Annotated in this window: 28 protein-coding genes; 18 read left to right on the top strand and 10 right to left on the bottom strand. The window is 69.2% G+C overall.

What is annotated here, in order from left to right:
- Positions 1 to 103 precede the first annotated feature (103 nt).
- The 3 genes from ASD77_RS06885 to hemB all read left to right on the top strand — a co-directional run bounded on the left by ASD77_RS06885 (position 104) and on the right by hemB (position 2,531).
- Positions 104 to 1,123 carry a hypothetical protein gene (locus ASD77_RS06885; protein ID WP_055939244.1) on the top strand — a complete coding sequence of 340 codons (1,020 nt, stop codon included), beginning with the start codon at positions 104 to 106 and terminating at the stop codon, positions 1,121 to 1,123.
- 72 nt (positions 1,124 to 1,195) lie between these two features.
- Positions 1,196 to 1,444 carry a hypothetical protein gene (locus ASD77_RS06880; RefSeq protein WP_055939242.1) on the top strand — a complete coding sequence of 83 codons (249 nt, stop codon included), beginning with the start codon at positions 1,196 to 1,198 and terminating at the stop codon, positions 1,442 to 1,444.
- Between the two features lie 97 nt (positions 1,445 to 1,541).
- Positions 1,542 to 2,531: a porphobilinogen synthase gene (gene hemB, locus ASD77_RS06875; protein WP_055939239.1), complete on the top strand. Its 990-nt coding sequence runs from the start codon at positions 1,542 to 1,544 to the stop codon at positions 2,529 to 2,531.
- A 202-nt stretch (positions 2,532 to 2,733) separates the two neighbouring features.
- On the opposite strand, the gene ASD77_RS06870 is transcribed toward hemB, so the two are convergent.
- Positions 2,734 to 3,480, bottom strand: coding sequence for an outer membrane beta-barrel protein (locus ASD77_RS06870; RefSeq protein ID WP_162247607.1), 747 nt, complete (start codon positions 3,478 to 3,480; stop codon positions 2,734 to 2,736).
- Positions 3,481 to 3,780: 300 nt separating this feature from the next.
- Here ASD77_RS06870 and aroE point away from each other — a divergent pair, with 300 nt between their 5' ends.
- The 3 genes from aroE to ASD77_RS06855 all read left to right on the top strand — a co-directional run bounded on the left by aroE (position 3,781) and on the right by ASD77_RS06855 (position 5,897).
- Complete coding sequence (aroE, locus tag ASD77_RS06865) at positions 3,781 to 4,629, top strand: shikimate dehydrogenase (protein ID WP_055939235.1); 849 nt, start codon at positions 3,781 to 3,783, stop codon at positions 4,627 to 4,629.
- A gap of 42 nt (positions 4,630 to 4,671) precedes the next feature.
- The gene (locus tag ASD77_RS06860) at positions 4,672 to 5,472 is read left to right on the top strand and encodes a type I restriction enzyme HsdR N-terminal domain-containing protein (protein ID WP_055939232.1); all 801 of its coding nucleotides are present in this window, start codon (positions 4,672 to 4,674) and stop codon (positions 5,470 to 5,472) included.
- Between the two features lie 68 nt (positions 5,473 to 5,540).
- Entirely contained in the window at positions 5,541 to 5,897 is a 357-nt protein-coding gene (locus tag ASD77_RS06855; RefSeq protein WP_156383506.1) for a hypothetical protein, read from the top strand.
- Positions 5,898 to 6,005: 108 nt separating this feature from the next.
- On the opposite strand, the gene ASD77_RS06850 is transcribed toward ASD77_RS06855, so the two are convergent.
- The 6 genes from ASD77_RS06850 to ASD77_RS06825 form a co-directional block, all read right to left on the bottom strand.
- Complete coding sequence (locus ASD77_RS06850; protein ID WP_055939226.1) at positions 6,006 to 7,304, bottom strand: DUF58 domain-containing protein; 1,299 nt, start codon at positions 7,302 to 7,304, stop codon at positions 6,006 to 6,008.
- Positions 7,305 to 7,688: 384 nt separating this feature from the next.
- Positions 7,689 to 8,690 (bottom strand): MoxR family ATPase, encoded by a 1,002-nt coding sequence (locus ASD77_RS06845; protein ID WP_055939223.1) that lies wholly within the window; start codon positions 8,688 to 8,690, stop codon positions 7,689 to 7,691.
- Complete coding sequence (locus tag ASD77_RS06840) at positions 8,687 to 9,886, bottom strand: DUF4350 domain-containing protein (RefSeq protein ID WP_055941128.1); 1,200 nt, start codon at positions 9,884 to 9,886, stop codon at positions 8,687 to 8,689. Before ASD77_RS06840 ends, ASD77_RS06845 begins: the two co-directional genes overlap by 4 nt.
- Positions 9,883 to 11,448: a DUF4129 domain-containing protein gene (locus ASD77_RS06835; RefSeq protein ID WP_055939220.1), complete on the bottom strand. Its 1,566-nt coding sequence runs from the start codon at positions 11,446 to 11,448 to the stop codon at positions 9,883 to 9,885. The genes ASD77_RS06840 and ASD77_RS06835 overlap by 4 nt, the downstream gene beginning before the upstream one ends.
- A complete protein-coding gene (locus tag ASD77_RS06830; protein WP_055939218.1) occupies positions 11,438 to 12,436 on the bottom strand; it encodes a stage II sporulation protein M in 999 nt (332 codons plus the stop codon). The genes ASD77_RS06835 and ASD77_RS06830 overlap by 11 nt, the downstream gene beginning before the upstream one ends.
- Entirely contained in the window at positions 12,433 to 13,113 is a 681-nt protein-coding gene (locus ASD77_RS06825; protein WP_055939214.1) for an RDD family protein, read from the bottom strand. Before ASD77_RS06825 ends, ASD77_RS06830 begins: the two co-directional genes overlap by 4 nt.
- Positions 13,114 to 13,281: 168 nt before the next feature.
- Here ASD77_RS06825 and ASD77_RS06820 point away from each other — a divergent pair, with 168 nt between their 5' ends.
- The gene (locus ASD77_RS06820; RefSeq protein WP_055939211.1) at positions 13,282 to 13,548 is read left to right on the top strand and encodes a YkgJ family cysteine cluster protein; all 267 of its coding nucleotides are present in this window, start codon (positions 13,282 to 13,284) and stop codon (positions 13,546 to 13,548) included.
- Positions 13,549 to 13,561: 13 nt separating this feature from the next.
- On the opposite strand, the gene ASD77_RS06815 is transcribed toward ASD77_RS06820, so the two are convergent.
- Positions 13,562 to 13,939, bottom strand: a complete 378-nt coding sequence (locus tag ASD77_RS06815; RefSeq protein ID WP_055941126.1) for a VOC family protein — start codon at positions 13,937 to 13,939, stop codon at positions 13,562 to 13,564.
- Between the two features lie 38 nt (positions 13,940 to 13,977).
- Positions 13,978 to 14,526, bottom strand: a complete 549-nt coding sequence (locus tag ASD77_RS06810; RefSeq protein ID WP_055941124.1) for a gamma carbonic anhydrase family protein — start codon at positions 14,524 to 14,526, stop codon at positions 13,978 to 13,980.
- Positions 14,527 to 14,587: 61 nt separating this feature from the next.
- Between ASD77_RS06810 and ASD77_RS06805 the strand changes: the two genes are divergently transcribed.
- The 4 genes from ASD77_RS06805 (at position 14,588) to xth (ending at position 19,055) form a co-directional block, all read left to right on the top strand.
- The gene (locus ASD77_RS06805) at positions 14,588 to 16,120 is read left to right on the top strand and encodes a coniferyl aldehyde dehydrogenase (protein WP_082563157.1); all 1,533 of its coding nucleotides are present in this window, start codon (positions 14,588 to 14,590) and stop codon (positions 16,118 to 16,120) included.
- A gap of 11 nt (positions 16,121 to 16,131) precedes the next feature.
- Positions 16,132 to 16,623 (top strand): hypothetical protein, encoded by a 492-nt coding sequence (locus ASD77_RS06800; RefSeq protein WP_055939208.1) that lies wholly within the window; start codon positions 16,132 to 16,134, stop codon positions 16,621 to 16,623.
- Positions 16,624 to 16,697: 74 nt separating this feature from the next.
- Positions 16,698 to 18,257: an MFS transporter gene (locus ASD77_RS06795; protein ID WP_156383505.1), complete on the top strand. Its 1,560-nt coding sequence runs from the start codon at positions 16,698 to 16,700 to the stop codon at positions 18,255 to 18,257.
- A 27-nt stretch (positions 18,258 to 18,284) separates the two neighbouring features.
- Positions 18,285 to 19,055, top strand: coding sequence for an exodeoxyribonuclease III (gene xth / locus ASD77_RS06790; RefSeq protein ID WP_055939205.1), 771 nt, complete (start codon positions 18,285 to 18,287; stop codon positions 19,053 to 19,055).
- Between the two features lie 235 nt (positions 19,056 to 19,290).
- On the opposite strand, the gene ASD77_RS06785 is transcribed toward xth, so the two are convergent.
- Positions 19,291 to 19,548 (bottom strand): GlsB/YeaQ/YmgE family stress response membrane protein, encoded by a 258-nt coding sequence (locus ASD77_RS06785; RefSeq protein WP_055939203.1) that lies wholly within the window; start codon positions 19,546 to 19,548, stop codon positions 19,291 to 19,293.
- 172 nt (positions 19,549 to 19,720) lie between these two features.
- Here ASD77_RS06785 and ASD77_RS06780 point away from each other — a divergent pair, with 172 nt between their 5' ends.
- From ASD77_RS06780 to rpmG, 7 genes are all read left to right on the top strand, one after another.
- Positions 19,721 to 20,347 (top strand): 4'-phosphopantetheinyl transferase superfamily protein, encoded by a 627-nt coding sequence (locus ASD77_RS06780; protein ID WP_055939200.1) that lies wholly within the window; start codon positions 19,721 to 19,723, stop codon positions 20,345 to 20,347.
- Positions 20,347 to 21,003: a 16S rRNA (guanine(527)-N(7))-methyltransferase RsmG gene (rsmG, locus tag ASD77_RS06775; RefSeq protein WP_055939197.1), complete on the top strand. Its 657-nt coding sequence runs from the start codon at positions 20,347 to 20,349 to the stop codon at positions 21,001 to 21,003. Before ASD77_RS06780 ends, rsmG begins: the two co-directional genes overlap by 1 nt.
- A gap of 172 nt (positions 21,004 to 21,175) precedes the next feature.
- Entirely contained in the window at positions 21,176 to 21,973 is a 798-nt protein-coding gene (locus ASD77_RS06770) for an AAA family ATPase (protein WP_055939194.1), read from the top strand.
- Positions 21,973 to 22,869 (top strand): ParB/RepB/Spo0J family partition protein, encoded by an 897-nt coding sequence (locus tag ASD77_RS06765; RefSeq protein ID WP_055939191.1) that lies wholly within the window; start codon positions 21,973 to 21,975, stop codon positions 22,867 to 22,869. Before ASD77_RS06770 ends, ASD77_RS06765 begins: the two co-directional genes overlap by 1 nt.
- A 187-nt stretch (positions 22,870 to 23,056) precedes the next feature.
- On the top strand, positions 23,057 to 24,820 hold the full coding sequence (locus ASD77_RS06760; protein ID WP_055939188.1) for a DUF885 family protein: 1,764 nt from the start codon (positions 23,057 to 23,059) through the stop codon (positions 24,818 to 24,820).
- 520 nt (positions 24,821 to 25,340) lie between these two features.
- On the top strand, positions 25,341 to 25,577 hold the full coding sequence (gene rpmB, locus ASD77_RS06755; RefSeq protein ID WP_055939185.1) for a 50S ribosomal protein L28: 237 nt from the start codon (positions 25,341 to 25,343) through the stop codon (positions 25,575 to 25,577).
- 13 nt (positions 25,578 to 25,590) lie between these two features.
- Positions 25,591 to 25,755: a 50S ribosomal protein L33 gene (rpmG, locus tag ASD77_RS06750; RefSeq protein ID WP_027070918.1), complete on the top strand. Its 165-nt coding sequence runs from the start codon at positions 25,591 to 25,593 to the stop codon at positions 25,753 to 25,755.
- Positions 25,756 to 25,966: the final 211 nt, after the last annotated feature.

Raw genomic sequence — 25,966 nt, 5'->3', positions numbered from 1 at the left:
TCTTCCGCCGCAAGGCCTGAATGTTGGCACAGCCTGCGCCCGGCCGGCGTGACGGGGTGGGCGGGTTATCATTTCGCCCCGACATGCCCCTGTTTCCCGCACGATGAGCTCCGCCCCCGACCAGCCACCCGCCCCGCAGCGGCTGGCCGTCGATTACATCCATGCACCGACGCCGCAGGCGCTGCTGGGCCTGCCGGAGACCCTGGCCGTGTTGGGTTTCGGCGCGCTGGCGCCGGCGACCGCCAGCATCGACGACCCCCGCTACCTGCGCGTGCCGCTGTCGCCGCTGCGCGAAGCCGCCGCGCCCTACGAAGTCTGGCGCGCGAGCGGGCCGGTCACGACCGGACGCGACGGCGCGGTGCGCTACAGCCACGACGGCGCCCTGATGTTCGGCGTGGTGGAGTGGGAGGAGCCCGAGGGCGGCATCCTGCACGCCAGCGCCCACGCCTACGCGGCGATGGCGGCGTTCTGGCGGGACAGCGGCTATCCGTACCTGTTGCGCATCTGGAACTACTTCGACGCCATCACCGACGGTGAAGGCGATGCCGAACGCTACCGGCAGTTCTGCGTCGGCCGCGTGCAGGGGCTGGGCGACGTCGATACGCGCCTGTTGCCGGCGGCGACGGCGATCGGCAGCCACGGCGGCCGTCGCGTGCTGCAGGTGTACTGGCTGGCCGCCCGCGAACCCGGCCTGCCGCTGGAAAATCCCCGCCAGGTCAGCGCCTACCGCTATCCGCGCGAATACGGCCCGCAGTCGCCCAGCTTCGCGCGCGCCCTGCTGCCGCCGTCGCCGCGCGTGCCGCTGCTGCTGTCCGGCACGGCCAGCATCGTGGGGCATGCCTCGCAGCACGCCGACTCGCTGCGCGCGCAGCTCGACGAAACCCTGACCAACCTCGACAGCCTGCTCGGTGCCGCACGCGCGCATGCGCCGTCGCTGCCGCCGCACATGGATGCCAGTTCGCGCCTCAAGATCTACGTGAGCGACGCCGACGATGCCGATGCCGTGGCCGCGCAGCTGGAAGCGCGACTGGGCACGCGGGTGCCGTGGCTGATGCTGCACGCCGACGTCTGCCGCCGCGAACTGCTGGTGGAGATCGAGGGCATGCACGGCGTCGGTGCTTGAAGCGCCTGCCGGCTGACCACATAGTGATGGCATGAGGCGCCGTCTCGCGCGCCCAATGCCGGAGTACGTTCGATGGGACTGATCAGCCTGCTGTGGGGCATCGTGTCGATGCTGTGGATGGTGTTGGCGCTGATTCCGCTGCTGGGATGGGGCAACTGGTTCCTGATCCCGTTCGCCGCCGTAGGCGCGATCATCGCCGCCATCGGCATCCTGTTCACGCGCACCGAGAACCGCGGCCGCGCCAAGGCCGGGCTGCTGCTCAACGGCATCGTGATCGTGGTGGGCATCATCCGCCTGTCGCTGGGGGGCGGCTTCATCTGACGCCGGACCGGTCGCCGCGTCGTGCACTGCGACCGCCCGTCGCAGGCCGCCGCACCGGCCACGGGCGTATCATTCGCCGCTCTGCCAGGAGCCCGTGATGGCCTATCCGCATACCCGCCCGCGCCGCATGCGCCGCGACGAGTTTTCCCGTCGCCTGATGCGCGAGCACGTACTGACCACCAACGACCTGATCTACCCCGTGTTCGTGCACGAGGAAAAAGGTCGCGCACCCGTGGCGTCGATGCCGGGCGTGGAACGGCTGTCGATCGACGAGCTGCTGCGCGTGGGCGAGCAGGCGCTGGAACTGGGCGTGCCGGTGCTGGACCTGTTCGGCGTGCCGGATCCGGCGGCGAAGACCGCCGACGGCCGCATCGCCTGGGACGAGGACGGCATCATCCCGCGCGCGATCCGCGCGTTGAAGGCGCGCTTCCCCGAACTCGGCGTGATGAGCGACCAGGCGCTGGACCCGTACACCACCCACGGCCAGGACGGCCTGATCGACGACACCGGCTACATCCTCAACGACGAGACCATCGAAGCGCTGGTGAAGCAGTCGCTGGCGCATGCCGCGGCGGGCGTCGACATCCTGTCGCCCAGCGACATGATGGACGGCCGCATCGGCGCGATCCGCGAAGCGCTGGAGATGGCCGGCCACATCAACACCCGCATCATGTCGTACGCCGCCAAGTACGCCAGCGCGTTCTACGGCCCGTTCCGCAGTGCGGTGGGCAGCGCCGGCAACCTGGGCAAGGGCAACAAGTTCACTTACCAGATGGACCCGGCCAACTCCAACGAAGCGCTGCACGAAATCGCGCTGGACCTGGAGGAAGGCGCGGACATGGTGATGGTCAAGCCGGGCCTGCCGTATCTGGACGTGATCCGCCGGGTGAAGGACGAATTCGGCGTGCCGACGTTCGCCTACCAGGTCAGTGGCGAATACGCGATGATCAAGGCCGCCGCCGCCAACGGCTGGCTGGACGAGAAGGCCTGCGCGCTGGAAGCGCTCACCGCGTTCAAGCGCGCCGGCGCCGACGGCGTGCTGACCTACTTCGCGCTGGATGCGGCGCGCTGGTTGCGTGAGGGCTGACCCGCCTGCTGTCGTCATCCGTGATGCGTGGCATGACGATGCGGCGGAACTGGCTCGTCTGTGCGCGCTGCTCTGCTATCCGATGGACGGCGGGCAGATGGTGCGACCACAGGCACCTTCGATCTGCATGTGAGCCGACGCGTCGCGAGCCCGGTGGCGCAGGAAAAACGGGAGCCTGTCGGCTCCCGTTTCCGTTCCGGCATCAGAAGCGGGCTTCGACGCCCAACATCACCGTGTCGGCACGGTTGAAGTCGCAATCGAGAGCGTCATCGCAGTCGTCGTACGTGTAGTCGTCCGCGTAGACGAAAGCGGTGTAGCCCAGACTGATGTTGAAATGGCGGTTGATGTCCACGCCGATCGCCACGCCCGCGTAGCCGCCGTCGGCGTCGAACTCCTCATCGGCACCGTCGACCTCGGCGTCGAAGTATCCGCCGCGCACGGTGGCGAACCACGGGCTGTCGCCGAAGTTCATGCGGGCGTTGGCACCGATCGCCTTGTAGGTCGCCTTCGCGAAACGCAAGTCACCTTCTGTCGTCTCGTCCAGCCGGCCGCCCGAGAGCTCCACACCGACCTGCGCCCACGGACCGGCCTGCCAGCGGTAGCCGGCATTGACGGCCACGGCGTCCTGTTCGACGTCCTCATAGATCCAGCCCTGGCCCACCTGCGCACCGACGAAGAAGCCGCCGTTCGCCTGCGCTTCCCGTGCGGGTGCAGGGGCAACGTAGGGCGCAGGTGCGGGAGCCGCGTACGTCGGCGCGGGCGCCGGTGCTGCAGCCGGTGCTGCGGCCGGGGCCGCCTGCTGGGCGGGCGGCGTCGCGGGCTGGGTGGGCGCGGGCTGCGGGGCTTCCTTCTTGCGGAACGCTTCGTACGCCGGCGAGATGGACTGCGCCTGCGCGTGCAGGGCAAAGGCCGCCAGCGCGAGCGGCAGGCAACGGAACAACGGCTTCATGGTGGTCTCCCTTTCGGTCATGTGGAATCCCCGCGTCCTTGCGGTACCGGCGGGGTGGATGGCGATGCCGACGGGTGAGCGTGCGCCGACGCAGCGTCGCTCCCTTTACGGTCGACGCGCATCCTCGCAGTGGCAGAGTTCGATGGAAGGCGGACGGACTCCCCAGCCCGGCCTGCCTGTCGCCTTGTTCCCTGGCACACCCCCTTCGGCGGCGGCACAGTGCAGCGCGCCGCAGCGCCTGTCAAGGCAGGGCGGGCGCGCGTAGACTGCGGACAACGACTGAAGACAGGGACCCGCGCCATGACCCACCATCGTTACGCCGTCTTCGGCCATCCCGTCACCCACTCGCTGTCGCCGCGCATCCATGCGGCCTTCGCGCAGCAGGTCGGCATTGCACTGGAATACACCGCCATCGACACGGCGCCGCACGACTTCGTGGCCACGCTCGACCGTTTCGCCGGCGAGGGCGGTGCCGGTGCGAACGTCACCCTGCCGTTGAAGGAAGCCGCCTTCGCGATCTGCGCGCAGGCCAGCGACCGTGCCCGTCGCGCGGGGGCGGTGAATACGCTGACCCGCAACGACGGCCAGTGGCATGGCGACAACACCGACGGCGTCGGCCTGGTGCGCGACCTCACCGAGCGCCACGGCCTGGACCTGCGCGGTCGCCGTGCGCTGCTGCTCGGTGCCGGCGGCGCGGCGCGCGGCGTCGCCCCGGCGCTGCTCGATGCCGGCATCAGCGAACTGATCATCGTCAACCGCACCGCCGACCGCGCCGATGCGCTGGCCGACGCCCTGGGCGAACCGGATCGCGCGCATTCGCGCTACTGGGACGACCTGCGCGACCTCGGCGACTTCTCGCTGATCGTCAACGCCACCTCGGCGGCGCGCCAGGACCAGAGCGCATTCACCCTGCCCTTCACCCTCGCCTCGCCGCGCACGCTGGCGGTGGACCTCAACTATGGCGAAGCGGCGATTCCGTTCCTCGCCTGGGCCCGCACGGCCGGCTGCCACGACGCGGTGGACGGACTGGGCATGCTGGTGGAACAGGCCGCCGAAGCCTTCGAGCAGTGGCATGGCGTGCGTCCGGAAACGGATGCGGTGTATGCCGCATTGCGCGACAGGGACAAGGTGCTGGTGACGGCGGATTGAGCGCAATACGCAAGTGGAACTTTGATAACTCAAGGAGGGTACATGCTAAAGATTCCAAAGAAGGTCTCGGACCGGTGGCCTGCTGCAGTAAAGAACCTGGTCGGCGTCGCGGTGTCCCACAAGACGAAGGACGTGTCGGAGGCCGACACCGTCACGCTCGTGAAAGACATGCTTGCGGAGATTTTCGGCTTCGATAAGTACAACGAGTTGACCAGCGAGCAGCAGATTCGGGGAACGTTTTGCGACTTGGCGGTCAAAGTCGAAGGAAAGATCAGGATCCTGATCGAGGTAAAAGCTGCAGCCCTGGCTCTCAACGACAACCATCTGCGCCAAGCCATCAACTACGGCGCCCACGAAGGGATCGAGTGGATCGTGCTGACGAACTCCCTTGAGTGGCGCCTGTACAAGATCAAGTTCGGGCAGCCCGTTGATTACGAACATGTCTCATCCTTCTGCCTACCCGATCTGAACCTCAAGAACGAGGACGATCAACGAAAGCTATTTCTTCTGTGTCGCGAAGGACTCACGACAGATGCGATGGGCGTCTATCACCAGCACATATCCGTGCTCAACAAGTTCACTGTCGCTCAGGTCATCCTCGGCGAAACGGTCACCGGCACCATACGTCGTGAAATGAGACGTTACTTCCCAGACCTGAAGATCGAGGTTGAGAGCATCACCGATCTTCTCAACAACGAGATACTGAAGCGGGAGGTTCTTGACGGTGACAAAGTCAAAGATGCGCAGCAGCGCCTGAAGAAAGCTGCGACAAGGAATGCAAAGGCGCAGCAGAAAAAGGACTCTGCGAAGACCTCCGAGCCTGACGCCGCCGCGACCGAGTAGAGGCATCGGTTCGCACACCTATGCCGTTGCCGCACGCAAACGGCCCCAGACCGCTACCGGAGCAAAACTTGGACGGATTCCTCACCCAACTGCTGACCATGCTCGGCTACCAGCTCCCCGACCTGCTGGCCTGCGTGGCCGGCGTCGCGATGCTGGCGATGTGGGCGCCTGCAGCGCCCGGCCGCAAGCTGGCGCTGGCCGGCGCGGTGCTGATGCTGCTCACCACCCTGCTGCGTGGCGTGATGGGGGTGTGGCAGGCCTGGATGATCAACAACGCCACCGAGGGCTACGCCGCGCTGGGCAGTGCGATGAGCCTGTTCGGCGCCGTCGGCATGCTGCTGGGCGTGGTGTCCGCGATCGGCCTGGTGATGCTGATCTGGGGCGCCTGCCAGGCGATGCAGGCCGCGGCGGCGGCGCGCGCCTGATCTGGCACCCCGATCACGGGACCATGACGAAGAGACGGTAGGAGCGGGCCATGCCCGCGATGCCCTGCGTGCGGGCGAAGCACGCGCATCGCGCCTACGGAACAGCGTCTACAGCACGCCGTCGCGCTTGACCGCCAGGTAGCGCTCAACCAATGCCGCTGGCAGCTCGTCGGCGGTGACGTCCAGCACCATCACGCGGTGGCTGCGCAGGGCATCGTGCGCGGCGGTGCGCTGTTCCAGGTAGCGGGCGACCGCACCGGCATGGATCGCCCCCTGCAGGTCGCGCACCTCGCCATCCAGCGCATCGTCCAGCGAGGTTTCGCGCAGGCTGGCCACGCAGACCAGGTGCCGCTTCTGCAGCAGGCGCACGGCGGCGAGCAGGTCGTCGATGTCCTCGTCGCGCACGTTGGTGACCAGCATTACCAGCGCGCGGCGGCGCTGGCGCAGGCTGAGCTCGGTAGCGGCGGCCAGGTAATCGGTGGCCACCGGACGCGGCTGCAGGTCGTAGCTGGCGCGCAGCAGCGTATCGATGGCGGCCATGCCGCGTTGCGGCGCGACCCAGCGGCTGTCGCCGCCGGCGGCGAACAGGCCCACGCCGTCGCCCTGCCGCAGCGCCAGGTAGGACACCACCAGCGAGGCGTTGAGCACGTGGTCGAAGTGGCCCAGCGCGTCCTCGCGCGCCATCATCCGGCGGCCGGTGTCGATCAGCATCACCAGCTGCTGGTTCTTCTCGTCCTGGTACTCACGCGAGATCAGCTTGCGCGCGCGCGCGGTGGCCTTCCAGTCGACCTGGCGCAGGCTGTCGCCGACGCGGTACTCGCGCATCTGGTGGAAGTCGGTGCCTTCGCCGCGACGCCGCTTCAGGTGCGCGCCGACCAGGCGCGAGGCCTGTTCGGCACTGAACAGTGCGAAGCGCGTGAGCGGTGCGAAGTTCGGATACACGCGCACCCGCTGCGGTGCGCCGGCCACGCGCGACTGCCGCCACAAGGCCAACGGCGAACGCAGGCGAAGTTGCACGCCATCGAACTGCGCATCGCCGCGCACGGCAGGACGCAGGCGGTAGTGGATGCGGGTCGCCGACATCGGCGCCAGCGTCAGCATGCGCGGCAGGCCGGAAGACGCCCATGCGCCCGGATGCAGATCGAACACCTCCAGCCGCTGCCGCACGCGTGACTCGAAGCTCAGCGCGACGTCACGCTCGATGCCGAGCGGCAGCGCCTCCGGCACCTCGCGTACGATCTCCGGCGTGGGCCGGCCCCGCAGCCACCACGCATCAAGCGCCGCCAGCACCAGCAACGCCGCGCCGACGGCCTGCCACTGCCACAGCGGCCAGCCGAGGAACGGCACCGCCAGGCCGGACAGTCCCCAGCCCGCGATCAGCAGGATCAGCAGCGGCGCCGGTCTCATGGACGTGCTCCTTCCCCCGCCTGCGGGGGAAGGCTGGGATGGGGGCGGACGGAGACTGGATATGTCGGCAAACGGTCAACCTCGCCGCGCGCCCCCACCCCGGCCCTCCCCCGCAGGSGGGGGAGGGAGCGGATCGCGGAGTCGGTCGGGACCGCGTGGGCGGTCATGAGCGGCGAGCGTCCACGTCCGCTGAGCAAGTTCAACAGCGGCGCAGGTCTCATGGACATGCTCCTTCCCCCGCCTGCGGGGGAAGGCTGGGATGGGGGCGACCGGAGACCGGATATGTCGGCAAACGGTCAAGCTCGCCGCGCGCCCCCACCCCGGCCCTCCCCCGCAGGCGGGGGCGGGAGCGGATCGCGAGATGGGCGGCGAACGTGCGGATGATCATTTCCTGGGCGCGTCCACTTTCGCCAGCAGCGCACGCAGTGCGTCGTCCGGCAACTGTCCTTCGATCTGCAGTTCGGGCGCCAGCGTGATGCGGTGGCGCAGGGCCGGCCGTGCAATGTCGCGCACGTCGTCGGGGGTGACGAAGTCGCGGCCCTGCAGCACCGCCTGCGCACGCGCCGCGCGCACCAGCGCGATGCTGCCGCGAGGACCGGCGCCGAGCGAGATGCCGGGCCACTTGCGGGTGGCGGCGACGATGCGCACGGCGTAGTCGATCACTTCCGGGTCCACGCGCACCGCAGCGGTCTCGCGCTGCATCGCGGCGATGTCGGCGGCGCCGAGCACGCGCTTGACCTGCGACAGGTCGAAGTCGGCGGCGGTGCGGCCGGTGGTGATGGCATCGACCATGCGCTTCTCGTCCTCGACCGACGGGTAGTCGATCAGCACCTTCAGCAGGAAGCGGTCCAGCTGCGCTTCCGGCAGCGGATACGTGCCTTCCTGTTCCACCGGGTTCTGCGTGGCCAGGGTGATGAACGGCGGCGACAGCGGGAACGAGGTGCCCTCGATGGTGACCTGCCCTTCCTGCATCACTTCCAGCAGCGCGGACTGGGTCTTGGCCGGCGCGCGGTTGATCTCATCGGCGAGCAGGATGTGGGTGAACACCGGGCCGCGACGGATCTGGAAGCTCTCGGTCTTCGGGTCGTAGACCGCGTGGCCGCTGACGTCGCTGGGCATCAGGTCGGGGGTGAACTGCACGCGCGCGTAGGTCAGTTCCAGCGCCTGCGCCAGCGCCCGCACCAGCAGCGTCTTGCCCAGCCCGGGCACGCCTTCGATTAGCACGTGGCCGCCGGCAAGCAGCGCGATCAGGATCTGGTCCAGCACGTCGGGCTGGCCGATGAAGGCGCGCGACACTTCCTCACGCACGGCCTCGACGCGGTCGGACAGAGCGTTACGCGGCGTCGGCGGCAGCGCGGGCGGCGCGGCGGCGGTCTCGTCGTTCATAGGCGGTTTCTCAGTTGGATCAACAGGGCGATGCGGTCGCGGAAGGCCTGCCGGTCGTGCGAGGCAGGAACATGGAGGGCGGTGCGGATGCGCTCGGCCGGCTGGCCGGTGCGCTCGGCGATGGCGGCGACCTGCGGTTCGCCGGTCAGCGCGGCGGCGACCGGATCACGGCGGCGCAGGCGTGCGAGGAAGGCCGCGCGTACCGCCGAGTACAGCATCACGCCACGGCCGTAGCGGTAGAGATGTTCGCCGCTGGCGCGCACGTGTTCGAGCAGCGAGCGGCGCTCGCCGGCCGGCGACGGCACCGGCGGGCCGAACCGCTGCATCCGCATCCACAGCCACGCCGCGAGCGCCAGCAGCAGCGGCGCCCACACCATCCAGCCACGCAGGAACAGCGTGCGCCACAACGACGGCATTTCGGCCGCATAGACCAGATGCAGGGTGCCCTGGCGGTAGTTGGGTGCCAGCACCTGCCGCGCCAGGGCGCGATGCGGACCATCGCGCAGGCCGCCGTCCGGCGGGGCGTCGAGTTCCTCCTGCAGCGGACCGCGCGTGGCGGTGTTGGCGAGGAAATCGAAGTCGGCCAGCACGTCGACATGGCCCTTGCCCACCGCGATGCGGGCATATACGTACCCGTTCTGCAGGTCGCCCCAGGCGAGTTCGGGCACCACGTCCTCGAAGGCGAAGCGGCGGCCACGGCAGAACTCGACGTGGTGGTCCTCGCCTTCCACCTGGAAGTCCTCGCAGGACGGCATCTCGTCGACCAGCCAGGCCGACAGCAGGTCCAGCATCTGCGACTGCGGCGCATTGGGGCCGGAGATGTCCTCGCCCGGCGAGTACACCGGCGTGCGGATCAGCAGGTGGCCGCCCTCCTCCACCCACGCCAGCAGGCGCTCGGCCTCGGGCGGCGACAGCGCGCGCGGATCGTTGAACAGCAGCAGCGTATCGCCGGGCGCCAGGACGTTGTCGTCCAGCATCAGGCGCTGGCGCGCGTTGACCGTTACCCCGTCGGCTTCCAGCGCCTTGGCCAGCGCATACAACGGGTTGTAGGCGGCCTCGCCGGAGGGCGGCAGGTACAGCGTCTTCTCGACGCGGTGGAAGCTGTGCCGGAACCACAGGCCCACCAGCACCAGCAGCACCACCGCCACGACCAGCGTCGCGCCCACCAGCCGGCCATTGCGGCGCGCGGAGGTCATGCCGCCCACCCGTAGCGCTGCTGCAATTCGCCGACCAGCGCGTCGAATTCGTCATCGCCGGGCAACCGTTCCGCGTAGGCGGCGTACTGCCACGTGCGGACGATGCGCGCGAAGCTCCGGCGGTCCTCCGCCAGCGGCATGCGCCGCGACGCGCGCAGGCATTCGGCTTCGGTCGCGCCCGGCGGCAGCACCAGGTCGGCGCGCTGGCTCATGCTGTCCACGCTGGCGCGATAGAGCAGCGCCAGCGCATGGCGCGGACGGCCGTCGCGCCACAACCGGCGCGCCGCGGTGGCGATGTCGTCGGGCAGCGCCTCGGGCAGCACCAGTGCCCCGGTCTGCGGCGCCTCGGGGGCCGTCACCGGCGCGCGCGCCAGGCCGCGCATCCACGGCCACCAGTAACGCACCGTCGCCAGCAGCATCACCACCAGCACGCCAACGACCAGCCACAACCCCCATTCGCCGATGAAGGCCAGCACCGTGCCGAAGCCGGCCAGCAGCGCGCGGTCGCCGTCCTGCGCGTCCTCTTCCTGCTGTTTCTCTTCGGGAGTGCGGCGCTCCCAGCCGGACTGCACGTGCCGGCGGTCGAGCAGCGGATCGCGGTAGGCCTGGTCCGCGGCCTTGCGGAATGCGCGATCGTCCACGCGCTGGTCGCCGAACACCCGCGGCAGGGTCGGCGGTGTCGGCTTTTCTTCTTCCGTCGTCTCCGCAGGCGCCGGCGTGACCGGCGGCGCACCGTGGCGCTCCTGCGCATCGGCGATACCGGCACCGGCCCACAACACCGCGGCCAGCACCATCGGCACGGCCGCGGCCAGGCGGGCGCGCAGCTTGCGGAACACGATCTCCAGGTCCCAGGCCTCGATCTGCGTGCGCCGGTTGAGATACAGGCCGAAGCCGGCACCGACGTAGAACGGCTCGATCACGCTGATCGCTGCCCAGGCCAGCGCATTCCATGCCAGCTCGAACCAGGCGGGCCATGCGATGGCGGCGATCTGGAACGCCGCCTGCACGCTGTCCGGCAGCAGGTCCTGCGGCAGGTACATCACCACCGCCACGATGCCGCCCAGCATCAGCACGCCCTGGAACAGCAGGCAGATCCAGGTCAGCAGGATCGCCGTGCCGTAGGCCTGACCCCCCAGCACGCGGCGCCGCTGGCGCAGGCGCTCGCCCTGCACGCCCTCCAGCAGGTCGATCGGCATGTACAGCGCGCGCACCGGACTGAAGCGGCGCCAGCTGAGCAGGTGCGGCAGCGTGCGCAGGCCCCAGTGCGCCTGCGCGCGCAGCGTGTCGCGCGTGGCCGGCACGCTGCTGAACACCGCGCGCGAGATGACGTACAGCGGGATGCGGTCGAACGCCGGCTTCAGCCACCACATCAGCAGCGCCGCAACCCACATCTGGTCGATCCACCACGCGCCCAGGTTGAGCAGCGCGAACACCGGCAGGGTGAACCACAGCCATGGCTTCCAGATGGCGCCCGCATGCTGGCGCACCAGCGCCATGCCCAGTTCGATGGCTTCCCAGTCCGAGCGCGCGCGCAGGCGCACGGTCAGCTGTTCAATCCTCATCGGCCACCCCGCGTCCGCCGAGGCCCAGCCACACCGCCACCAGCGTCCACAGCACGCCGGACACGCTGTACTTCACCGCCGCCGGTATGGACTGGGTCGACGACCAGAAGGCTTCGATGAAGGCCGCCACCAGCAGCATGAAGGCCACGCCCAGGCACAGCCGCGCGCCCTTGGCGCCGGCGATCGCCAGCGCGTCGATGCGCCGGTGCCGGCCGGGCGCCACCAGGCTCAGCCCCAGCCGCAGGCCGGCGCCGCCGGCCAGCACGATGGCGGTCAGCTCGAACGGCGCATGCCCGCAGACGAAACGCCACAGCGGATCGCCGTAACCGATCTGCTGCAGGTGGCCGAACACCGTGCCGATGCCGATGCCGTTGACCACCAGCACGAACAGCGCGCCCACGCCGGCCAGCAATCCACCGGCAAACGTGCGCAGGCCGATACCGATGTTGTTCCAGATGTAGTGGCCGAACATCTGCCAGTCGGTGCCGCTCTCGCGGCCCAGCGCATGGCTGGGATCGCTGGGGTCGTACATGCGCTCGTACATCGCCACCTGTTCGGGCGAGGCCAGGCTGTACACCAGCTCCGGGCGGACCTGCAGCAGCACGAACATCAGCACCAGCGGAACCACGAACACCGCCGCCGCCACCCACATGCAGCCGGCCTCGCTGCGCACCAGCCGCGGAAAGTCCGCCAGCAGGAAACGCACCGCCCGCTGCCAGCGCGGCGGCGGTGTGCGGTACAGCACACCATGGCCGGCCTGCATCAGCGCCTGCAGGCGATCGACGACCACCGGGCTGTAGCCGCGCCGGCGCGCCAGCGCCAGATGCTGGCAGATGCGGCGGTAGCGCGCCGGCACCTCCTCGTCGGTCAACGCGCCGTTGTTGCGCTCGCGGCGTGCGCGCCGGGCGTTGTCGCCGCGGGCGTGCAGCCATGTTTCGAAGGCGAGCCATTCGGCCTGGTGGCGGGCGACGAACTGTTCCTGCCTCATCGCCGCCCCAGCAGCCAGTTGGCCATGCCGTACAACCGCTGCACGCCGGCCTGCCCGTGCGCGGCGGTGACCGGCTGGGCGAGGTTGGCCAGTTCCTCCTGGCGCGATGGCGTCAGCTGCGGCGCGCGCTCGGCGAAGGCGACGATCGCGCCCTGTTCCTCCGGCAGCAACTGCGCCGGCGGCACGAATACCGTATTGACCGGTGCCGGCGCGTGATTGCGCTCGCGTCCGCCATGCACGACCAGCGTGCCCGCGACCATGTCGCCGAGGCGGCGCGAATGCGCATCGGCCAGGCAGGCGACCAGGCCCGCGGCATAGCCGAACGGCAGCATGTCGACGGTCCGCAGCAGGTTGCGGGTGATCGCCGCCAGCCAGCCGACCGGCGCGCCGTCGATCGCCACCACGCGCAGCCCCAGCGCCTTCTTGCCCGGCGTCTGTCCGCGCCAGACCGACTCCAGCACGATCGGGTACGCCCAGAACACCAGGAACATCACGATCAGGTGCAGGCCCTGGCCCACCTTGCCCAGCAGGGCGAGGAACATGGCCATGACCAGCACGATGCCGAGGCGGATGGCCAGGTCGATGCCCCACGCCAGCGCACGCGGCACCGGACCCGCCGCCGGCAGGTGCAGGCCCACGCCTTCCGGCGTGACGACTTCGCGATAGGTGTCCAGCATCAGGCGCTCACCACGGGCGGCGTTCCCCTGGCAGCGCGATGGCCGTGACCGGATCGATGTGGTGGAACCCGTGTGTCCCGCTGTCCATGCGCCTTCCCCATGCCTCGCGACTTTAGCCGCGAACGCCATCCTTGCCCAGCCACGCGAGCGCCTACACTGCGCGCCACCATGGACACCGCCTTTTCCTGCCGCCCGGGCTGCGCCGCCTGCTGCACCGCGCCCTCGATCACCTCGCCGATCCCTGGCATGCCGCAGGGCAAACCGGCCGGCGTGGCCTGCGTGCAACTGGACGACGCCTTGCGCTGCCGGCTGTTCGGCATGCCGGAGCGTCCGGCGTTCTGCCGCACGCTGAAACCCGGGCCGGAGATGTGCGGCGCCAGCCGCACCGAGGCGATGGCCCTGCTGGCCGCGCTGGAACAGGCCACCGCGCCCTGACGGCGCGTCGCCGTCACGGCACCTGGGTGGAAATCCACCAGGTGGTGCCGCCGGCATCGCGGAAGCCGCCGCGGCGGTCGCCATCGCCCTTTTCTTCCGGCGCCTGCACCGGCTCGGCGCCGGCGGCGAGCGCGCGCGTCCACGTGGCCTCCACGTCCGGCACGTAGAGATGCACGTGCGCCGGCACCGGCGGCCAGCCGTCCATGCCGTCGGCGAGCATCAGCACGGTGTCGTCGATGCGCACTTCGGCATGGCCCAGCCGGTCGCCCATGGGATGCATGCGCAACGGTTCGGCATCGAACACGGCGACGAGGAAGTCGATCGTGCGCTGCGCGCCGTCGACGACGAGATACGGGGCCACCGAGGTGTAGCCCTGCGGTTTCCAGGCCATGCGCGACTCCCAGGCAGCGCGGAATGCGCCGCCCGCCATCATGCCCCGGGCACTGTTGGCTGCAGGTAACGGTCCTTCAACTTGACGTAGTGGCCGGCCGAATAATGCAGGCTCTCGATGTCGCGCTCGCTGAGCATGCGCACCAGCCGGGCCGGATTGCCGAGCCAGAGTTCGGCCTCGCCGACCACCTTGCCCGGCCCGAGTACCGCGCCGGCACCGAGGAAGCCGTACTTCTTCACCGTCGCGCCGTCGAGGATGCAGGCGCCCATGCCGATCAGGCACAGGTCCTCGATGGTGCAGGCGTGGATGATGGTGCCGTGGCCGATGGTGACGTCGGCGCCGATCAGCGTGGGATGGCCCGCCTTGTTGTACGGGCTGTGGTGGCTGACGTGGACGATGCTGCCGTCCTGCACGTTGGTGCGGGCGCCGACGCGGATGTAGTTGACGTCGCCGCGCAGGATGGTGCCCGGCCAGACGGAGACGTCTTCGGCCAGTTCGACATCGCCGATGACGGTGGCGGCCGGGTCGACATAGACGCGCGGCCCGAGGACGGGAAAGCGGTCAAGGTAGGGGCGCAGCGCGGTCAGAGTGGGGTCCATGCCGGGATTGTAGTGCGCCCGCTCCGGAACGAAGGCATACACTCGGGCCATGACGACCTTTCCGCACGCCGCCACCACTGCCGCCAACGCGGCCATCACCGCCGCCAATGCCGCGATCAGCGCCGCCACGGCCGAAAGCGGGACCACCGCTGCCGCCGGCCACGGCAGCCGCGCGCCGCAGGGCGACACCCCGGTCGGCGACCTCGCCCCCACGCTGCACCGGCTGCGCGCGACCTGGCAGGCGCACAAGCCCGCCTACGCACAGCGCCGCGACGACCTGCACCGACTGCGCGAGGCACTGAAGCGGCGCCTGCCGGACATGGCCGACACCATCGCGGCCGATTTCGGCCACCGCTCGCGACACGAGTCGCTGATCGCCGACGGCATGACCGTGCTCAACGAGATCGACCACCTGGCCTCGCACCTGCGCCGCTGGATGAAGCCGAAGCGGGTGGGCGTGGGCTGGCGCTTCTGGCCGGCGCGCGCGGAGATCCGCCAGGAGCCGGTGGGCGTGGTCGGCGTGATCTCGCCGTGGAACTACCCGGTCAACCTGGCGCTGATCCCACTGGCCACCGCCATCGCCGCCGGCAACCACGTCTACCTGAAACCCTCCGAACACACGCCGCGCACGACCGCCTTCCTGCGGTCGCTGCTGGCGGAAGTCTTCCCGCCCGAGCGCGTCAGCGTCGCCGCCGGCGGCGCCGAGGTGGCGGGCGCGTTCGCCGCCTTGCCGTTCGACCATCTGGTGTTCACCGGCTCCACGGCCGTAGGCCGCAAGGTGATGGCCGCCGCCGCGCCGAACCTGACCCCGCTCACCCTGGAACTGGGCGGGAAGTCGCCCGCCATCGTCTGCGACGACTTCCCGGTGGAACAGGCCGCCGCGCGCCTGGCGACGGGCAAATGGTTCAACGGCGGGCAGACCTGCATCGCGCCGGACTATGTGCTGCTGGTCGGCCGCCAGCGCCGTGATGCACTGGTGCAGGCGCTGCGTGAGCAGGTCGCGGCGCGCTACGGCGACCTGTCCGATGCCGGCGACTTCACCCGCATCATCAACGACGGCCAGTTCGCGCGACTGGACAGCTATCTAGACGACGCGCGCCAGCGCGGCCACGAGGTGATTCCGCTGGCGCCGACGCACGACCGCGCGCAGCGGCTGTTCGCGCCGACCGTGGTGATCGAGCCCGGCGACGAAGCGAAGGTGATGCAGGACGAGATCTTCGGCCCGATCCTGCCTATCCGGACGGTCGCTTCGCTGGACGAAGCCTTGGCCTACGTCAATGCACACGACCGCCCGCTGGCGCTGTATCCCTTCAGCCATGACCGCACGCGGGTGGAGAAGATCCTGCGCAATACGCTGGCCGGCGGCGTCACCGTCAACGACACCGTGCTGCACTTCGGCATCAACGCGCTGCCGTTCGGCGGCATCGGCCCCAGCGGCATGGGCGCCTACCACGGCCGGGCCGGCTTCGATGCGATGAGCAAGGCGTTGCCGGTGCTGTGGCAGCCCCGGCGTGCGGGCAGCGACCTGCTCAAGCCGCCCTATTCCAAGGTGGCGAAGTTCATCGACTTCATCATCCGCTGACGCCATCGCGCATGCGCAAGCTCCGCCATGCCAGCAACAGCCGGCGCGACGTCCGCGTCTACGGCATGCTGCTGGTCGGTGCGATGTTCGTGTATGCCGGCCTGGTCGTGGATCCGGCCAGCAACTGCGACGCGAGCGGACGGCAGTGCGCGCCGTGGCTGGTGCCGGTGGCGTTCGTGATGGGCGTGGCGCTGGCCGGATCGGCGCTGGCGATGCTGGTGCACGCGCGCCGCTGGGGCAGCCGCCTGGACATCGAGGCGCGCACGCTGTGGTGGTGGGACAACGCGGTGTCGCCCGGCGAACATGCGATCGCGCTGGACGACGTGGCGCGCATCCGCGTGCAGCGTCCGGAAGAAAGCGAAGACCGCGTGTTCCTCTACCGCCACGACGGCGAGCTGCTGCGGTTTCCGTCCGAGCGCGGCGTTCCCTACGACGCCGTGCAATGGGCGGAGGACCTGGCCACGCACTTCCCGCATCTCCGGGTGGACGTGGAAGGCGGCTGACGCCGCCGCTCCTCCTGGTCGAGAATCGCCCCTCCCGTTCGTCGAACGGGATGACACGCCCTTGATGGACTCCCATGTCGACCACGTCTGTACCCGCCAAAGCCACCCGCCGCGAATGGATCGGGCTGGCCATCATCGCCCTGCCCTGCGTGGTCTATGCGATGGACCTGACCGTGCTGAACCTGGCGCTGCCGGCGATCAGCGCCGAACTCGATCCCACCGCTAGCCAATTGCTGTGGATCGTCGACGTGTACGGCTTCCTCGTCGCCGGCTTCCTGATCACCATGGGCACGCTGGGCGACCGGATCGGCCGGCGCAAGCTGTTGCTGATCGGCGCGGCGGCGTTCGCGGTGGCCTCGGTACTGGCGGCGTTCTCGCGCAGCGCGGAGATGCTGATCGCGATGCGTGCCCTGCTCGGCGTGGCCGGCGCGACCCTGGCACCGTCGACGATGTCGCTGATCCGCAACATGTTCCATGACGAACACCAACGCCAGTTCGCCATCGGCGTGTGGATCGCCGCGTTCTCGGTCGGCGGCGCCATCGGGCCGCTGGTCGGCGGCCTGCTGCTGCAATGGTGGTGGTGGGGCGCGGCCTTCCTGGCGGCAGTGCCGGTGATGGTGCTGCTGCTGGTGCTGGGACCGAAGCTGCTGCCGGAGTACCGTGATCCCGACGCCGGCAGACTCGACCCGGCCAGCATGGCGCAGTCGCTGTTCGCGGTGCTGGCGGTGGTCTACGGGCTCAAGCGCATCGCCGAGTACGGCATCGATCCGCGGGGCATCGCCGTGTTCGTGTCCGGCATCGCGCTGGGCGTGCTGTTCGTGCGCCGGCAGAAGCACCTGGCGTATCCGTTCCTCGACGTCACCCTGTTCCGGCGACCGGCGTTCTCTGCCGCCATCGTCGCCTATGCGCTGGCCGGCCTGTCGATGATGGGCGTGTACATCTTCATGACCCAGTACCTGCAACTGGTGCTGGGGCTGACGCCACTGCAGGCCGGCCTTGCGACGGTGCCGTGGTCGCTGTGCTTCACCGTCGGCTCGCTGCTGGCGCCCCGGCTGGCACGGCACTGGGGCGCGCGCCAGGTGATGGTGCGCGGCCTGCTGCTGGCCGCGGTCGGCTTCGCCATCACCGCGCTGGTGGTGCCGCCCTACGGACTGTGGATCCTGATCGCCGGCATGCTGGCGATGAGCCTGGGCATGGCGCCGGTCTTCACCGTCGGCAACGAACTGATCATCACCACCGCGCCGCCGGAGCGCGCGGGCGCGGCGTCCGCACTGGCGGAAACCAGCGCCGAACTCAGCGGCGCACTGGGCATCGCGATCCTGGGCAGTCTCGGCATGCTGGCCTACCGGCTATGGCTGGACCCCGCCTTGCCCACGGCATTGCCCGATGCGGACGCCACGCGCGCGTTGTCGACGCTGGGCGGCGCGGTCACGGTCGCCGGCGAGATCGGTGGGGCCGCGGGAACGGCCATCGCCGACACCGCACGCAGCGCCTTCACCGATGCCATGCGCGCCATCGCCGTGTTCGGCATGGCGATGATGCTGCTCGCGGCGTGGATGGCCGCGCGGTTGATGCGCGATGGCGAAGGCGCCGCCCACGGCATGGCCGTGGCCGACGACACCGCGGGCGCGTGAACGACGTCCTCGCTTAGAATCGCCGCCATGAAGATCGCCAGCTGGAACGTCAATTCGCTCAACGTGCGCCTGCCGCACCTCACCCAGTGGCTGGGCGCGTTCGCGCCGGATGTCGTGGGCCTGCAGGAGACCAAGCTGGAGGACCACCGCTTTCCGGATACCGCGCTGGCGGAGCTGGGCTACCGCAGCGTGTTCGCCGGGCAGAAGACCTACAACGGCGTGGCGCTGCTGTCGCGTGAGCCGATCGGCGAGGTGCAGGTCGGCATTCCCGGCTTCGAGGACGAGCAGAAGCGCGTGATCGCCGCGACCGTGGGCGACGTGCGCATTGTCAACCTGTACGTGGTCAACGGCCAGGACGTGGGCACCGACAAGTACGCCTACAAGCTGCGCTGGCTGGACGCCGTGCACGACTGGATCGCCGCCGAATTGCAGACGCATCCGAAGCTGGTGGTGATGGGCGACTTCAACATCGCACCGGACGACCGCGACGTGTTCGATCCCAAGGTGTGGAACGACGACCACATCCTGACCTCCACCGCCGAACGCGCGGCGCTGCAGCGGCTGTACGCGCTGGGCCTGCACGACGCGTTCCGCCTCCACACCGACGAAGCCAACGTCTACAGCTGGTGGGATTACCGGATGGGCGGCCTGCGCCGCAACCTGGGCCTGCGCATCGACCTGACCCTGGTGTCCGACGCATTGCGCGCGCAAGCGGTGGAATCGGGCATCGACCGCGAACCGCGCACCTGGGAACGCCCCAGCGACCATGCCCCGGCATGGGTGCGACTGGGCGGTTGAACCCGAGACGTCAATCGCGATTACAGAGCCCAAAAAAATACAGATACGGACCAAAGCGGATCAACACGGATAAAAAGCATTCTTTTTGATCCGCCTTTCTCCGCTTTGATCCGTGTCGAAAAAACCCCTGGATTCCCGGCACCCAGAACGAGCAAAGGCCCGGCAGGTGCCGGGCCTTTGCAGTGCCACGGGCCTTGGGTGCGTCTCGAACGCGCACGCGGCCGCAGCGGAACCGTTACCTCGCGCGGCCGCGGGTGAACAGATTGACGATCAGCAACAGCACTACCGCACCGATGAAGGCGGTCAGCAGGAAGCCGACCCAGCCGCCACCCAGGCCAAGGCCCAGCGTCGGCAGCAACCAGCCACCCAGGAAACCGCCGATGATGCCGACCACCACATTCAGGATGATGCCTTGCGAGCCATCCCGCTTCATCACGATGCTCGCCAGCCAGCCGGCAATGCCACCCACGATCAGATAGATGAGAAAATTCATTGCGTCGCTTCTCCCTCGATGGACAGGACCCCTGGGCGCGGGGCACGCTTCAATCTCCGACGTACCGCGTGAAACCGTCGTTAACTCCGTGGGGGAAGCCTCCGTGCCCGTGCTTGATAACGCCATCGTCGCAGGCTTGCACGCTGTGCCGCACCACGCGCGGTACTGAGCGGTGAGCTGGCTTGACACGCCGGCCGACTGGCGGCTCGACGGCATCGCGGTGTGGCTGCTGCCGCATGCAGCCCGCCAGCGCGGCGAGCCGGCCGCCCGCGAGCAGTTGGCGCGCGCGCTGGACATGGCGCCGCACGCGCTGCCGATCACCCGCGATACGCAGGGCCGCCCGCACTTCATCGCGCCGCTGCACCATCTGGAAACCGGCTGGAGCCACAGCGGCGAGGCGCTGCTGCTGGCGCTGGGCGAGGACATCGAACTCGGCGTCGATGTCGAGCGCCTGCGTCCGCGGCCCCGCGCGATGGAGCTGGCGCAGCGCTTCTATCATCCCGACGAGACCGCCTGGCTGCGCTCGCTCGACGATGCCGACGCGCGCCTGCTCGCCTTCGTGCGCCTGTGGTGCGTCAAGGAAGCCGTGCTGAAGGCGCATGGCCAGGGCATCGCCTTCGGCCTGCATCGCTTCCATGTCCGGCTCGACGATGACCGCGTGCGGCTGGCCAGCTGCGATCCCGCGCTGGGTCGTCCCGACGACTGGCGCCTGCACGAATGGGCGCCTGCTGACGGCTACCGCGCCGCGCTCGCCTGGCATCCGCGCGGCGCCGTGTGGCGGCCTGCGATAATGCCGTGATGAACGACTCCGCCTTCCCCGCCGACCTGCGTGACGACCTCCACCGCGGCCTCGACACGCTGGGCCTGGATGCCGATGCGCTGGCGCCGCCGCTGCTCGCCTACCTGGCCCTGCTCGACCGCTGGAACAGGACCTACAACCTCACCGCCATCCGCGACCCCCGCGAGATGGTCACGCGCCACCTGCTGGACTCGCTGGCGATGCATCCGTTCGTGGACGACCTGGCGGCGAACGGCGGCGCGCTGGCCGACCTCGGCACCGGTCCGGGCCTGCCCGGCATTCCGCTGGCCATCGCCAAGCCCGGCCTGCGCGTCACCCTGGTGGAGAGCAACGGCAAGAAGGCGCGCTTCCTGCGCGAGGCCGTGCGCACGTTGAAACTGGACAACGCACGCGTGGCCGAATCTCGCGCCGAAGCGCTGGACGAACCGCAGGCCTACGACGCGCTCACCGCCCGCGCGCTGGACGTGCTGGCCGGCATCATCGAGGTCGGCGGTCACCTGCTGAAGCCCGGTGGCGCCCTGCTGGCGATGAAGGGCGTGCGCCCCGACGAGGAGATCGCCGCGCTGCCGGCCGGCTGGTCGGTGGACACGATCCAGCCCCTGGCGGTGCCGGGCCTGGTCGGGGAGCGCCACATGGTGGTCGTGCGCCGCGACTGAGGGGGCGACGCGGCACCGGCGACACGTAAGCCGTTGAAAAGACTGGCCGGGCCTGCGCTCGCGCGGAGCCGTGACCGGGCTTCGTCGCCGACTGCGTACCCTTGATTTCGCACGGCCCCGCCCGAGCCCGCATAATCCCCCTTCACCTCCGTACCCGATAAGGCGCCCTCGCATGGCCCGCATCATCGCCGTCGCCAACCAGAAAGGCGGAGTCGGCAAGACCACCACCGCCGTCAACCTGGCCGCCGCGCTGGCACGCGCGCCGCAGCGGGTGCTGCTGGTCGACCTGGATGCGCAGGGCAACGCGACGATGGGCAGCGGCGTCGACAAGCGCGAGGTGGAAGCCTCGACCTGCGACGTGCTGCTGGGCGAAGTGGACGCGAAGGCCGCGGTGGTCACCACGCCCGAGGGTTTCGACCTGATGCCGGGCAACATCGACCTGACCGCCGCCGAGATCCAGCTGATGGACGTGGACGGCCGCGAGCAGCGCCTGAAGAGCGCCTTGCAGCCCATCCGCGACGACTACGACTTCATCATCGTCGACTGCCCGCCGGCGCTGTCACTGCTGACGCTCAACGCGCTGACCGCCGCCGATTCGGTGCTGGTGCCCATGCAGTGCGAGTACTACGCGCTGGAAGGCCTGTCGGCGCTGATGGAAACCATCGAGGCACTGCGTGCGCGCCTGAATCCCGGCCTGGAGATCGAAGGCGTGCTGCGCACGATGTTCGACATCCGCAACAACCTGGCCAACGCGGTCTCCGGAGAACTGACCACCCACTTCGGCGACAAGGTGTTCCGCACCATCGTGCCGCGCAACGTGCGCGTGGCCGAAGCGCCCAGCCACGGCCAGAGCATCGTCGGCTACGACCGCGCCTCGCGCGGTGGCGTCGCCTACCTGGGCCTGGCCGGCGAGATCCTGCGCCGCGCCGCCGACCGCAAGAAGCAACAGAAACAGATGGAGCACGCGTGATGAGCGCCCCCAAGAAGCGCGGCCTGGGTCGCGGACTGGAAGCCCTGCTCGGCCCGAAGGCCGCCGAGACGCCGCCGCCGGAAGCCCAGCCGGGCGAGGCGCTGCGCACCGTGCCCGTGCAGCAGCTGCAGCCGGGCAAGTACCAGCCGCGCATGCAGATGGATGCCTCCAAGCTCAGCGAGCTGGCCGAATCGATCAAGGCGCAGGGTGTGATCCAGCCGATCGTCGTGCGCGAGCTGTCGCCGGGCAAGTTCGAGATCGTCGCCGGCGAACGCCGCTGGCGCGCCTCGCAGGAAGCCGGGCTGGCCGAAGTGCCGGTGGTGGTGCGCGACCTGGACGACCGCACCGTCATCGCGATGGCGCTGATCGAGAACATCCAGCGCGAAGACCTCAACCCGCTGGAAGAGGCGCAGTCGCTGCAGCGGCTGATCAACGAATTCGCCCTCACCCACGCCGAAGCCGCCGAAGCCGTCGGCCGCTCGCGCGCAGCGGTGTCCAACCTGCTGCGCCTGCTGGAACTGCCGCCGGCGATCCGTGCCCTGCTGGAAGCCCGCCGCCTGGAAATGGGCCACGCGCGCGCCCTGCTGACGCTGTCGCCGGACCTCGCCAGCAAGCTCGCCTCCGACGCCGCCGAACAGGGCTGGTCGGTCCGCGAGGTCGAACACCGCGCCCAGCAGTTCGCCGCCGGCAAGGTGCCGGTCACCGGCAAGAAGGCCAAGCCGGCCAAGGCGGCACCGCAGCCGGACATCGCCTCGCTGGAAACCGAACTCTCCGAGAGCCTCGGCACCCGCGTCACCATCGCCCACGGCCGCGGCGGCAAGGGCAAGCTGATCATCCAGTACACCGACCTGGACACGCTGGACGGCGTGCTGGAACGGCTGCGCCCGAAGGCCTGAGGCCCAGCCTGTTGTGGGAATGTGGAATGTGGGAGCGACGTAAGTCGCGATAGCGGTGAGAGTTGATTCACCGACAAGCAAAAAGCTCGCGACTGACGTCGCTCCCACAAGGAAGGGCGTAGCCGCCCGGACGGGCACAGTGCCGCTGCATTACCATCCGCTTTCCGCTTCCACCGGATGGCCCGCCTTGAACCTCCGCCTCGCCGCCCTGCTGCTCGCCTGCACCCCGCTGCACGCGCTCGCCTTCGCCCCCTCCGACGCCGACCAGCGCTTCCAGGCGCTGTACGAGAAGGAATGGAAGTGGCGGCAGGAACAGACCGGCCAGGCGGACGAGGATGCCGACACCAGCGGCGACAAGCGTCGCCTGCCAGACGTCGGCGCCGACGCGCAGCAGGCGCGGCTGAAGGTGTGGGAGCAGGTACTGAAGGATCTCGACGGCATCGACGCGGCGGCGCTGTCGCCGGAGAACCGCATCAATCTGGCGATCTACCGCCCGCAGGTGCAGAACCTGGCCGACGAAGTGCGGCTTGGCGCCTACGAAATGCCGTTCAATTCCGACTCCTCGTTCTGGTCGAACCTGTCGTTCATGGCCCGCCGGCCCATGAAGACGGCGAACGACTACCGTGCCTATGCCGCGCGCCTGCGCGACGTGCCGCGCTACTTCGACCAGCACATCGCCAACATGCGCAGTGGCCTGAAACGCGGCTTCACCGTGCCGCGCGCGGTGCTGGATGGCCGCGACGTATCGATCGCCGCAGTCGCCGATCTGAAGGACCCCGAACAGTCCACGTTCTACACCCCGTACAAGAAGATGCCGTCCAGCATTCCCGCCGCCGAGCAGGAGGCGCTGCGCAAGGACGTGCGCGAGGCGATCCGCCAACAGGTGGTGCCTGCGTTCGGCACGCTGCTGACGTTCTTCCGCAGCGAGTACGTGCCGCAGGCGCGCACCACGCTGGCGGCCGAAGCGATGCCCGGTGGCAAGGACTTCTACGCGCAGCAGATCCGCGAATACACCACGCTGGACCTCAGCGCCGAGCAGATCCACCAGATCGGCCTGAAGGAAGTCGCGCGCATCCAGGCCGAGATGCAGGACGTGATCAAGCAGACCGGGTTCAAGGGCACGTTCGCCGAGTTCCTGACCTTCCTGCGTACCGATCCGCAGTTCTACGCCAAGACGCCGCAGCAGCTGCTCGACCGTGCCGCGTGGATCTCCAAGCGCGTCGACGGTGAGGTCGGCAAGTACATCGGCACCCTGCCGCGCGGGCGCTTCACCATCGTCGAGGTGCCGGCCGACATCGCGCCGTTCTGGACCGCCGGCCGCGGCGGCCTGGGCACCTACTGGCTCAACACCTACGACCTGCCCTCGCGCCCGCTGTACAACCTGCCGGCGCTGACCCTGCACGAGTCCTCGCCCGGCCATTCGCTGCAGGCCGCGCTGGCACAGGAGCAGGGCGAACAGCCCGCGTTCCGCCGCGACAACTACATCTCCGCCTACGGCGAGGGCTGGGCGCTGTACACCGAAAAGCTGGGCAAGGAGATGGGCATCTACGAGACGCCGTACGAGGATTTCGGCCGGTTGACCTACGAGATGTGGCGCGCCGCCCGCCTAGTCATCGACACCGGCGTGCACCACAAGGGCTGGACCCGCGACCAGGCCCTGGCCTACCTGCGCGACCACACCGCCCTGTCCGAGCACGAAGTGACCACCGAAGTGGACCGCTACATCTCCTGGCCGGCGCAGGCGCTGAGCTACAAGCTGGGCGAGATCGCCATCGTCCGCCTGCGCGGCGAGGCCGAGCAGGCGCTGGGCCCGAAGTTCGACATCAAGGCCTTCCACGACGCCGTGCTGAGGCAGGGCTCGGTGACCCTGCCGGTGCTGGAGGAGCAGATCCGGGCCTTCATCGCCGCCAGCAAGGCGGGCCCGGGCAAGGCGGCGGCCGCGGCGCCGTGATCGCAGGGTGGGCCTTGGCCCACCCTGCCCGTCCCGCCTTCCGGACCCCGAAGCACTCCGATGTCGGGCCAAGGCCCGACCTACTCGGGCCCGTATCCGTTCCCTGATAGCGGAGAGAGGGCCGGCGCATCCAAGTCGGCACCATGATTCGTCGGTGGGTCTTGGCCCACCGTGCCGATCCACTCTTCCGGACCCCGAATCGCCGCGATGTCGGGCCAAGGCCCGACCTACGCCCCTCGGTTCGATGCCGGCCTGCTTCAAGCCCGCAGAGCGAGCCTCGGCCCACCGTATAGCCGACCCGACGGCCTTTGGCCGGCTCGCCTAAGTGCTTGCGGGGAAAGGGGAACGTCGGCATAATGCGCGGCTCGCTGTGTCCGGTCCATGACCGTGCGGGTCAGGAAGCACGTCTCCTACCCGCTCCCGACAGCAGAAATTCTGCCCGTTTCGTGCACCGCGCCTGCTCGCGGTGGGGCCGCCGTCTCCCGGGCTACGGGCGACACAATCATTCATCGAGGTGCGTATGTCCCGCGTATGCCAAGTGACCGGCAAGCGTGTGATGACGGGTAACAACGTCAGCCACGCCAACAACAAGACCCGTCGTCGTTTCCTGCCCAACCTGCACGAGCGCCGCTTCTGGGTCGCCAGCGAAAACCGCTGGGTCAAACTGAAAGTTTCCGCGCACGCGCTGCGCACCATCGACAAGAACGGCATCGACTCCGTCCTGGCCGAGCTGCGCGCGCGCGGCGAGAAGATCTGAGGAGTAACCGACCATGGCATCCAAGCGCGACAAGATCCGTCTGATCTCCTCGGCCAACACCGGCCACTTCTACACGACGGACAAGAACAAGAAGAACACCCCGGGCAAGATGGAAATCAAGAAGTACGACCCGGTCGTGCGCAAGCACGTGATCTACAAGGAAGGCAAGATCAAGTGACCTAGTGGCGCGTTCGCAACGCGAACGCCTTTGCCACTAGGTCATCCCGGCGAAAGCCGGAAGCGCTTTTCAACCGCCGCATGGCGGTTCATCCAGCGCCTCAAGGAAAACCCCGCTCCGGCGGGGTTTTCTGTTTTCAGGCTTCGAGGAAGCATAGAAGCTGCCCCTCATCCGCCCCCGTATCGAATACGGGGCAGGCTCTTCGGGCACC

This window comes from Pseudoxanthomonas sp. Root65 (assembly GCF_001427635.1).
Lineage (GTDB): Bacteria > Pseudomonadota > Gammaproteobacteria > Xanthomonadales > Xanthomonadaceae > Pseudoxanthomonas_A.
This window is presented reverse-complemented; position numbering and strand designations above follow the sequence as displayed.

Bases quoted from the DNA above. Each gene is read 5' to 3' on its own strand.
- ASD77_RS06885 (WP_055939244.1), top strand. From the start codon at position 104: ATGAGCTCCGCCCCCGACCAGCCACCCGCCCCGCAGCGGCTGGCCGTC.
- ASD77_RS06880 (WP_055939242.1), top strand. From the start codon at position 1,196: ATGGGACTGATCAGCCTGCTGTGGGGCATCGTGTCGATGCTGTGGATG.
- hemB (WP_055939239.1), top strand. From the start codon at position 1,542: ATGGCCTATCCGCATACCCGCCCGCGCCGCATGCGCCGCGACGAGTTT.
- ASD77_RS06870 (WP_162247607.1), bottom strand. From the start codon at position 3,480: ATGAAGCCGTTGTTCCGTTGCCTGCCGCTCGCGCTGGCGGCCTTTGCC.
- aroE (WP_055939235.1), top strand. From the start codon at position 3,781: ATGACCCACCATCGTTACGCCGTCTTCGGCCATCCCGTCACCCACTCG.
- ASD77_RS06860 (WP_055939232.1), top strand. From the start codon at position 4,672: ATGCTAAAGATTCCAAAGAAGGTCTCGGACCGGTGGCCTGCTGCAGTA.
- ASD77_RS06850 (WP_055939226.1), bottom strand. From the start codon at position 7,304: ATGAGACCGGCGCCGCTGCTGATCCTGCTGATCGCGGGCTGGGGACTG.
- ASD77_RS06845 (WP_055939223.1), bottom strand. From the start codon at position 8,690: ATGAACGACGAGACCGCCGCCGCGCCGCCCGCGCTGCCGCCGACGCCG.
- ASD77_RS06840 (WP_055941128.1), bottom strand. From the start codon at position 9,886: ATGACCTCCGCGCGCCGCAATGGCCGGCTGGTGGGCGCGACGCTGGTC.
- ASD77_RS06835 (WP_055939220.1), bottom strand. From the start codon at position 11,448: ATGAGGATTGAACAGCTGACCGTGCGCCTGCGCGCGCGCTCGGACTGG.
- ASD77_RS06830 (WP_055939218.1), bottom strand. From the start codon at position 12,436: ATGAGGCAGGAACAGTTCGTCGCCCGCCACCAGGCCGAATGGCTCGCC.
- ASD77_RS06825 (WP_055939214.1), bottom strand. From the start codon at position 13,113: ATGCTGGACACCTATCGCGAAGTCGTCACGCCGGAAGGCGTGGGCCTG.
- ASD77_RS06820 (WP_055939211.1), top strand. From the start codon at position 13,282: ATGGACACCGCCTTTTCCTGCCGCCCGGGCTGCGCCGCCTGCTGCACC.
- ASD77_RS06815 (WP_055941126.1), bottom strand. From the start codon at position 13,939: ATGGCCTGGAAACCGCAGGGCTACACCTCGGTGGCCCCGTATCTCGTC.
- ASD77_RS06805 (WP_082563157.1), top strand. From the start codon at position 14,588: ATGACGACCTTTCCGCACGCCGCCACCACTGCCGCCAACGCGGCCATC.
- ASD77_RS06800 (WP_055939208.1), top strand. From the start codon at position 16,132: ATGCGCAAGCTCCGCCATGCCAGCAACAGCCGGCGCGACGTCCGCGTC.
- ASD77_RS06795 (WP_156383505.1), top strand. From the start codon at position 16,698: ATGTCGACCACGTCTGTACCCGCCAAAGCCACCCGCCGCGAATGGATC.
- xth (WP_055939205.1), top strand. From the start codon at position 18,285: ATGAAGATCGCCAGCTGGAACGTCAATTCGCTCAACGTGCGCCTGCCG.
- ASD77_RS06785 (WP_055939203.1), bottom strand. From the start codon at position 19,548: ATGAATTTTCTCATCTATCTGATCGTGGGTGGCATTGCCGGCTGGCTG.
- rsmG (WP_055939197.1), top strand. From the start codon at position 20,347: ATGAACGACTCCGCCTTCCCCGCCGACCTGCGTGACGACCTCCACCGC.
- ASD77_RS06770 (WP_055939194.1), top strand. From the start codon at position 21,176: ATGGCCCGCATCATCGCCGTCGCCAACCAGAAAGGCGGAGTCGGCAAG.
- ASD77_RS06765 (WP_055939191.1), top strand. From the start codon at position 21,973: ATGAGCGCCCCCAAGAAGCGCGGCCTGGGTCGCGGACTGGAAGCCCTG.
- rpmB (WP_055939185.1), top strand. From the start codon at position 25,341: ATGTCCCGCGTATGCCAAGTGACCGGCAAGCGTGTGATGACGGGTAAC.
- rpmG (WP_027070918.1), top strand. From the start codon at position 25,591: ATGGCATCCAAGCGCGACAAGATCCGTCTGATCTCCTCGGCCAACACC.